This is a genomic window from Afifella pfennigii DSM 17143, from assembly GCF_000688515.1.
In the GTDB taxonomy this organism is placed as follows: domain Bacteria; phylum Pseudomonadota; class Alphaproteobacteria; order Rhizobiales; family Afifellaceae; genus Afifella; species Afifella pfennigii.
Genome location: NZ_JHZK01000036.1, coordinates 20,456 through 27,564 on the forward strand (window position 1 = coordinate 20,456; position 7,109 = coordinate 27,564).

The window sequence follows — 7,109 nt, forward strand, 5'->3', positions numbered from 1 at the left end:
CCGATTCACGAATAGGGAGAGAAGGAGCTGCGAGCTTCATCGATCGCGAACGTCTTTACAACAGGTGGGAACGCCCGCTGTGGACATGCGGGCCGGTCGCAGATCTTGCAGCCGGCGCCGATCGGCGTCCGCGCCTCCACGTCATCGAGCCGGAGGCCTTTGGAATAGACGAGGCGCGAGGCATGATGCAGATCGCAGCCGAGCCCGATGGCGAAGGTCTTGTCCGGTGCGCCGTAGCCGGCGATCGCATGGCTCACCGTGCGCGCTACCCACAGATAGGTTCGCCCGTCAGGCATTTCCGCCAGTTGGGTGAGGATGCGGCCCGGCTGCGAGAATGCTCCGTAGACGTTCCATAGCGGGCAGGTGCCGCCGACGCGCGAGAAATGGAAATTGGTCGCCGACTGGCGCTTGGAGATGTTGCCGGCACGGTCGACGCGGATGAAGAAGAACGGCACGCCACGCGCACCCGGCCTCTGCAGGGTGCTGAGCCGGTGTGACACGGTCTCGAAGCCGACGCCGAACCCCTGTCCGAGGAGATCGATGTCGTAGCGCAGATCCTCCGCGGCCTGAAGGAAGGCGCCATAAGGCAGGATCAGCGCCCCGGCGAAGTAGTTGGCGAGCCCGATGCGCGCGAGCGCCCTTGCCTCGACGGTCGCGAAGGCGACCCCGGCGAGTTCGTCCTCCAGAAGCTGGTCGAATCTGAGAAAGGCAAGTTGGGTCGCCATCTGGAAGGCCTGCTGGCCGTCGCTCAGGCGCTCCGACAGGCGAAGGGTCCGGCTCGCGGGCTCGAACGATCTCTGGGCAGCCGCGGCCGCCCCGTCCGGCTGGGAGACGACACGGACCTGGCAGCCTTCTAGGAGATAGGCCCGAAGCGCCGGTGCCATTCGTCCGAGCGGCTGGCCGAGAGAGGCCGCCATCTCCTCCGCCGCCCGGTCGAGCGCATCGATATGGTTGTGGCGTGCGTAGAAGAAGTCGCGCACTTCCTCGAAGGGAGCGGTGATGAAAGGCGACGCGCCCTCGTGACGGTCGTCCCCGAGCCTGGCGGCGAGCGCGGTCGCCTGGTCGAGGGCACGGGTCAGATTCTTGTGGAGGCCGACGATCGCCCTGCCGACCGCCGGCATGTTGGTGGCGATCTCTCTGAGCTCCGCATTCGAGATCTCCTCGCTCACGCCGGGATCGGCAAGCGCCTCCCGCAGCTCGCCGACGAGACGCGCCTCGTCCTCGTCTGAGAAAAGCTGCACATCGGCACCGAAAGCCGCGTTGAGCCTCAAGAGGACGGGCACGGTCAGCGGACGCTGATTGTTCTCGATCTGATTGAGATAACTGAGCGAAATCCCCATCGCATCTGCAAGCCCCTGCTGGGTCAGGCGACGCTCCTCGCGCAACCGCTTCAGCCTGACGCCGACGAACAGCTTTTTCAACGGTTTCTCACTCATTCGCAAACTTTGCAAAAACGGCCGATCAGCTTCGCAAATCTCTACTTTTTCAGTGATTTACCCGGCGCATTCTATGCAGATATTGCGGAGTAACAAGAGAGATCGTGAGAACAGGGAGGCATAGCGGGCATGGCGGCTGAGCGATCCCCTCAAGGCGAAGCGCGCTTTCTGGAAATGATCCTGCCCCAGCATGGCGGACATGCCGGCACGCTGTGCGCGGCCGATGCACTCCAGATCATGGCAAGGGCCGCTTCCGTCTGCGCCTCCAGGCATGCGCGCTGCGCGGTCATCACGGCCAAGGCCGACGAGATCGACTTCCTGCGCTCGATTCGCGTCGGCTCGGTAGTCGAGGTTAGGGCCAGGATCGTCTTCCAGGGCCGGTCGTCGATGACGGTGATCGTCGAGATCGTGCCTGACGATCCGGGTAAGCGGGAACACGTACCTTCCATGACCGGCCGCTTCATGATGCTCGCCGTCGACAGCGACGGCACGCCCATCCCGATTACCGCTTCCCGTCAAGCCTGCCCGGAGGAAACCCCAGCGTGAAGCTGCACGAAGTCCGTACATACCGATCCGCCGAGAACCTTGCCCGCGAGGATCAGCTCGCCTTCAAGATCGCCGAGGTCGCGGCCGACGACGTTCCGCTCGTCGCCGAAGTCGTCGAGATGATCGGCAACCGCATCATCGACAATGCTGCCGTCGCCGCTGCCTCGCTGGCGCGGCGCCCGGTGGCGAGCGCACGCGCACAGGCGCTGGCGCATCCTTTCTCTCCGGGGGCGAGCGTGTTCGGAATGGCCGACACCGATCGCGTCGCGCCGGAATGGGCCGCCTGGGCGAATGGCGTCGCCGTACGCGAGCTCGACTTCCACGACACGTTCCTGGCCGCCGACTACTCACATCCCGGCGACAACATCCCGCCGGTTCTCGCCGTGGCGCAGCATTGCGGTCTAAACGGCGCCCGTCTCGCCCGCGGCATCGCGGCGGCCTACGAAATCCAGGTCGACCTCGTCAAAGGCATCTGCCTGCACGAGCACAAGATCGACCATATCGCCCATCTCGGCCCTTCCGCTGCGGCGGGCATCGGCGCCGCACTCGGCCTGCCGGTCGGGACGATCTACCAGGCCGTCCAGCAGGCGCTGCACGTCACCACGACGACGCGCCAGTCGCGCAAGGGCGAGATTTCCTCCTGGAAGGCCTATGCCCCTGCCTTCGCCGGCAAGATGGCCATCGAGGCGGTCGACCGCGTCATGCGCGGCGAAGGCGCTCCCTCGCCCGCCTGGGAGGGCGAGGACGGCTTCATCGCCTGGCTCCTCGGTGGCCCAGAGGCGCGATACGCCGTTCCCCTGCCCGAGCCGGGGGAGCCCAAGCGCGCCATCCTCGACACCTACACCAAGGAGCATTCGGCGGAGTATCAGAGCCAGGCCCTCATCGACCTCGCCCGGCGTCTGGGCCCCCGGCTTCGCCAGAAGGCAGGCGACCTTTCGGCGGTGACGGACATCGTGATCCACACCAGCCATCATACCCACAACGTCATCGGCACGGGCTCCAACGACCCGCAGAAGATGGATCCGCAGGCGAGCCGGGAGACGCTCGACCATTCCATCATGTACATCTTCGCCGCGGCGCTGGAGGACGGCGGCTGGCACCACGAGCGCTCCTATCTGCCGGAGCGCGCCCACAGGCCCGAGACAGTCGCCCTCTGGCACAAGATCAGCACCCTGGAAGACCCCGAATGGACACGGCGCTACCACAGCCGCGCGCCTGAGGAGAAAGCCTTCGGCGGCCGCGTCGTCGTCACCTTCGCCGACGGCTCAACCATCACCGACGAGATCGCCGTCGCCGATGCGCATCCGCTCGGCGCGCGCCCCTTCGCCCGCCCCGACTACGTACGCAAGTTCCGCAGCCTTACGGAGGGGATCGTCGGTCCCGCCGAACAGGACCGCTTCATCGCCACCGTCGAGCGGCTGACCGACTTACGGCCCGAAGAACTCGGCGGCCTCTGCTTCGCGGTCGAGGCGGACCGGCTCGGCCCCGCCCCGGCGCACGGCATCTTCGACTGGAAGAACGCATAAGGGAGGAAAGGATGAGCACGCAGAAGCCCAAGAAATCCGTCGCGCTCTCCGGCGTGACAGCCGGCAACACGGCGCTGTGCACGGTCGGCCGCACCGGCAACGACCTGCACTACCGCGGCTATGACATCGTCGACCTCGCCGAGGGCTGCGAATTCGAGGAGGTCGCATATCTTCTGATCCACGGATCGTTGCCCACGCGCGCCGAGCTCGTCGGCTATAAAGTGAAGCTGAAGGCGCTGCGCGGCCTGCCGGCGGCGGTCAAGCGGGCGCTCGAACTCCTCCCGGCCGCCACCCATCCGATGGACGTGCTGCGCTCCGGCGTCTCCGCGCTCGGTTGCGTTCTGCCGGAGGCCGTCGACCAGAACGCGGCGGGCGCCCGCGACATCGCCGACCGGCTGATCGCCTCGCTCGGCTCGATGCTGCTCTACTGGCATCATTTTGCCCAGAACGGGCGCCGGATAGAGGTCGAGACGGAGGACGATTCCATCGGCGCGCATTTCCTCCGCCTTCTCCACGGCCGGGCTCCGAAGAGCTCGCATATCGAGGCGATGCACATTTCGCTCATCCTCTATGCCGAGCACGAGTTCAACGCCTCGACCTTCACCGCGCGCTCCATCGCCAGCACGGGCTCCGACATCCATTCCGCCATCACCGGAGCCATCGGTGCCCTGCGCGGCCCGAAGCATGGCGGCGCCAACGAGATGTCGTTCGAGATCCAGAAGCGCTACGCCGATTCCGACGAGGCGGAAGCCGATATCCGCCGCCGGGTGGCGGAGAGGGAGGTGGTGATCGGCTTCGGTCACCCCGTCTACACGCTCGCCGATCCGCGCAACGATGCGATCAAAAAGGTGGCGCGGCAGCTGTCGGTGGAGGCGGGATCGACCCGCATGTTCGAAATCGCCGAGCGCATCGAGCGGACGATGGCGGAGACGAAGGCGTTGTTCCCCAACCTCGACTGGTTCAGCGCCGTCTCCTACCACATGATGGGCGTGCCGACGGCGATGTTCACACCGCTCTTTACGATCGCCCGCACCTCGGGCTGGGCGGCGCATGTCATCGAGCAGCGGCAGGACGGAAAGATCATCCGTCCCTCCGCCCACTATGTCGGGCCCGAGAACCGTGTCTTCGTGCCGATGGAACGGCGCGAAGCCCTTTCTGAAAGCTCCAGAGCCGCGTGAGGCCCATGACGTATCTGACCTCCCAGGACCTTCCCCGGCTGCCTGCCGGCGAACGCTTCCGCAGCCTCGTCGAAGGCGGCGGCATTGTCGAGCTGCCGGGCGCTCATAATGGCATGGCCGCCCTGCAGGCGAAGGCGGCGGGCTTTGAGGCGCTCTATCTCTCCGGCGCGGCGATGACGGCCTCCATGGGTCTGCCCGATCTCGGCATCATCACCGTCGACGAGGTCGCCTTCTTCATCCGCCAGATCGCCCGGGCGAGCAGGCTTCCCCTCGTCGTCGACGGCGATACGGGCTACGGCGAAGCGCTCAACGTCATGCATATGGTGCGCACATTCGAGGATGCGGGCGCCGGCGCCGTCCATATCGAGGACCAGCTCCTGCCGAAGAAGTGCGGGCACCTGAACGACAAGAAGCTGGCGAACGCCCGCGACATGGCCGCCAAGGTGGCAGCGGCGGCGAATGCCCGCCGCCATCTCTATCTCATCGCGCGCACCGATGCAGCGGCAAGCGAGGGGCTCGACGGGGCCGTCGCACGGGCCAGGCTCTATATGGAAGCGGGCGCCGACGCGATCTTCCCGGAGGCCCTGACGACGGCCGAGATGTTTCGCGAGTTTGTAAGACGCATGCCGGGCGTGCCGCTTCTCGCCAACATGACGGAGTTCGGCCGCACGCCCTTCTTCACGGCGCGCGAATTCGAGGCGATGGGCTACCGCATGGTGATCTGGCCCGTGTCGTCGCTGCGTGTCGCCAACAAGGCGCAGGAAAGGCTCTACGAGACGCTGAAGCGGGAGGGCTCGACCAGAAGCTTGACCGGGGACATGCAGACGCGCGCCGAGCTCTACGAGACGATCGGCCTTGCCGAGTACGAGAGACTGGACGCCTCGATCGTCGCGACGGTGGTACCGGAGCCGGCATAGGGATTGCCGGGGGATGGAAGCGCGCCCGCACCGCTGTTAGCGTCCCGCCATGAACGAGATGCCACGTCCGATCCTTACCCCTCCGGCGGGACACCGAAAGGTGCTCCTGCATTCCTGCTGCGCGCCCTGCTCGGGCGAGGTCATGGAAGCGATGTTCGCCTCCGGCATCGACTACACGATCTTCTTCTACAATCCGAACATCCACCCGGAACGCGAATACCTCTTGCGCAAGGAGGAGAACGTCCGGTTTGCCGATCAGCACGGCGTTCCGTTCATCGACGCAGATTACGACAAGGAGAACTGGTTCGAACGGGCAAAGGGCATGGAGTTCGAGCCCGAGCGCGGCATCCGCTGCACCATGTGCTTCGACATGCGCCTCGCCCGCACCGCCCTTTACGCACACGAGCATGGATTTCCCGTCATCACCAGCTCGCTGGGCATCTCGCGGTGGAAGAACATGGCGCAGATCAATGATTGCGGCCAGCGCGCTGCCGCGTCCTACGAGGGGCTCTCCTACTGGGACTTCAACTGGCGCAAGGGCGGGGGCGCAGCCCGCATGGTGGAGATATCGAAACGCGAAGGATTCTATCAACAGGAATATTGCGGCTGCATCTATTCGTTGCGCGACACGAATGCCCACCGCCAAAGCCAGGGCCGACCGCGTATCGTCATCGGACAGAACTATTACGAGACGGAGCCGAAGGACGGCGCGTGAGGTGATCAGCGCGGCTCGGCCACGCGCCGGTCGTGCAGCCCCATCGCAAGGGGCACAGACCACGACATATCGCAGAACGACAGCGACGAAAGCAGCATGCCTTTCAGTGAAGTCGAACACGCGGAGGCCGCTGCAGCGTCACCGTTCAACGGCGCGTCGTTTGAAGTTGCGGCGTCGACTTGGATCCTGTCTCACAGAAGTGTATGCTCCCCACAGAGCATCGGACGGGAAATTATTTTATTTCAATAGGTTATCGGCCTCTCTTGGAATCCAGGTTCCCCAGCCAATCACCCCTAAGTGATTGATCTTACAGTGTGATTCTGAGCCAAGAGGCCGATTCACACGGACCTGTCTCACAGAGATGTCTGACCGCTCCCGTCCTCAACCGGAGGACTTTTGGGCGTGACAATGATCCAGCACGTGCATCGCCGCGGGGCGGTATATTGGTGGCGTCGCCGTTTACCCTTTGTCGGTATCAATGACGGCCGGGCGGCGATCGAGGTGAGCCTGCGCACAAGATGCCCGCAGGCCGCACGCAGGATCGCACCGGCCGTGACGATGGCGAGCGAGTGGCTGAGGGCGAGTGCGGGAGGCGGCATGCTGACGAGGGACGAGGCCCGGCGCTTTCTGGCATCCGTCGCAGAGCGGCACAGCGAGAAGCTCGACGCCGTGGCGGCTGCCGAGCTCGCCGAGGGGCGATCGGCGGCGCAAGGCAAATCGACCGACCGCGCCATGGCGTGGGCAACCCGCATCCTCGCCGCGCGCGGACCGCAGGCGCGGCCGGAAAAGGA

Annotated in this window: 7 protein-coding genes; 6 read left to right on the top strand and 1 reads right to left on the bottom strand. The window is 65.4% G+C overall.

Annotated elements, in window-relative coordinates:
• Positions 1-5: 5 nt before the first annotated feature.
• Positions 6-1,421, bottom strand: a complete 1,416-nt coding sequence (locus Q331_RS0117500) for a short-chain fatty acyl-CoA regulator family protein (RefSeq protein ID WP_026381738.1) — start codon at positions 1,419-1,421, stop codon at positions 6-8.
• A 144-nt stretch (positions 1,422-1,565) separates the two neighbouring features.
• On the opposite strand from Q331_RS0117500, the gene Q331_RS0117505 reads away from it, so the two are divergent.
• The 6 genes from Q331_RS0117505 to Q331_RS23835 all read left to right on the top strand — a co-directional run.
• Positions 1,566-1,982, top strand: a complete 417-nt coding sequence (locus tag Q331_RS0117505; protein WP_026381739.1) for an acyl-CoA thioesterase — start codon at positions 1,566-1,568, stop codon at positions 1,980-1,982.
• On the top strand, positions 1,979-3,508 hold the full coding sequence (locus Q331_RS0117510) for an MmgE/PrpD family protein (protein ID WP_026381740.1): 1,530 nt from the start codon (positions 1,979-1,981) through the stop codon (positions 3,506-3,508). The genes Q331_RS0117505 and Q331_RS0117510 overlap by 4 nt, the downstream gene beginning before the upstream one ends.
• 11 nt (positions 3,509-3,519) lie before the next feature.
• On the top strand, positions 3,520-4,686 hold the full coding sequence (prpC, locus tag Q331_RS0117515) for a bifunctional 2-methylcitrate synthase/citrate synthase (protein ID WP_026381741.1): 1,167 nt from the start codon (positions 3,520-3,522) through the stop codon (positions 4,684-4,686).
• Positions 4,687-4,691: 5 nt separating this feature from the next.
• Entirely contained in the window at positions 4,692-5,603 is a 912-nt protein-coding gene (prpB, locus tag Q331_RS0117520) for a methylisocitrate lyase (RefSeq protein ID WP_026381742.1), read from the top strand.
• Positions 5,604-5,652: 49 nt separating this feature from the next.
• Positions 5,653-6,318, top strand: a complete 666-nt coding sequence (locus Q331_RS0117525) for an epoxyqueuosine reductase QueH (RefSeq protein WP_026381743.1) — start codon at positions 5,653-5,655, stop codon at positions 6,316-6,318.
• A 408-nt stretch (positions 6,319-6,726) separates the two neighbouring features.
• A partial coding sequence (locus Q331_RS23835) for a DUF6538 domain-containing protein (RefSeq protein ID WP_156953408.1) occupies positions 6,727-7,109 on the top strand: 383 nt, incomplete at its 3' end.

Coding starts and splice junctions, on each gene's coding strand:
- Q331_RS0117525 (WP_026381743.1), top strand. CDS start 5,653: ATGAACGAGATGCCACGTCCGATCCTTACCCCTCCGGCGGGACACCGA.
- prpC (WP_026381741.1), top strand. CDS start 3,520: ATGAGCACGCAGAAGCCCAAGAAATCCGTCGCGCTCTCCGGCGTGACA.
- prpB (WP_026381742.1), top strand. CDS start 4,692: ATGACGTATCTGACCTCCCAGGACCTTCCCCGGCTGCCTGCCGGCGAA.
- Q331_RS0117505 (WP_026381739.1), top strand. CDS start 1,566: ATGGCGGCTGAGCGATCCCCTCAAGGCGAAGCGCGCTTTCTGGAAATG.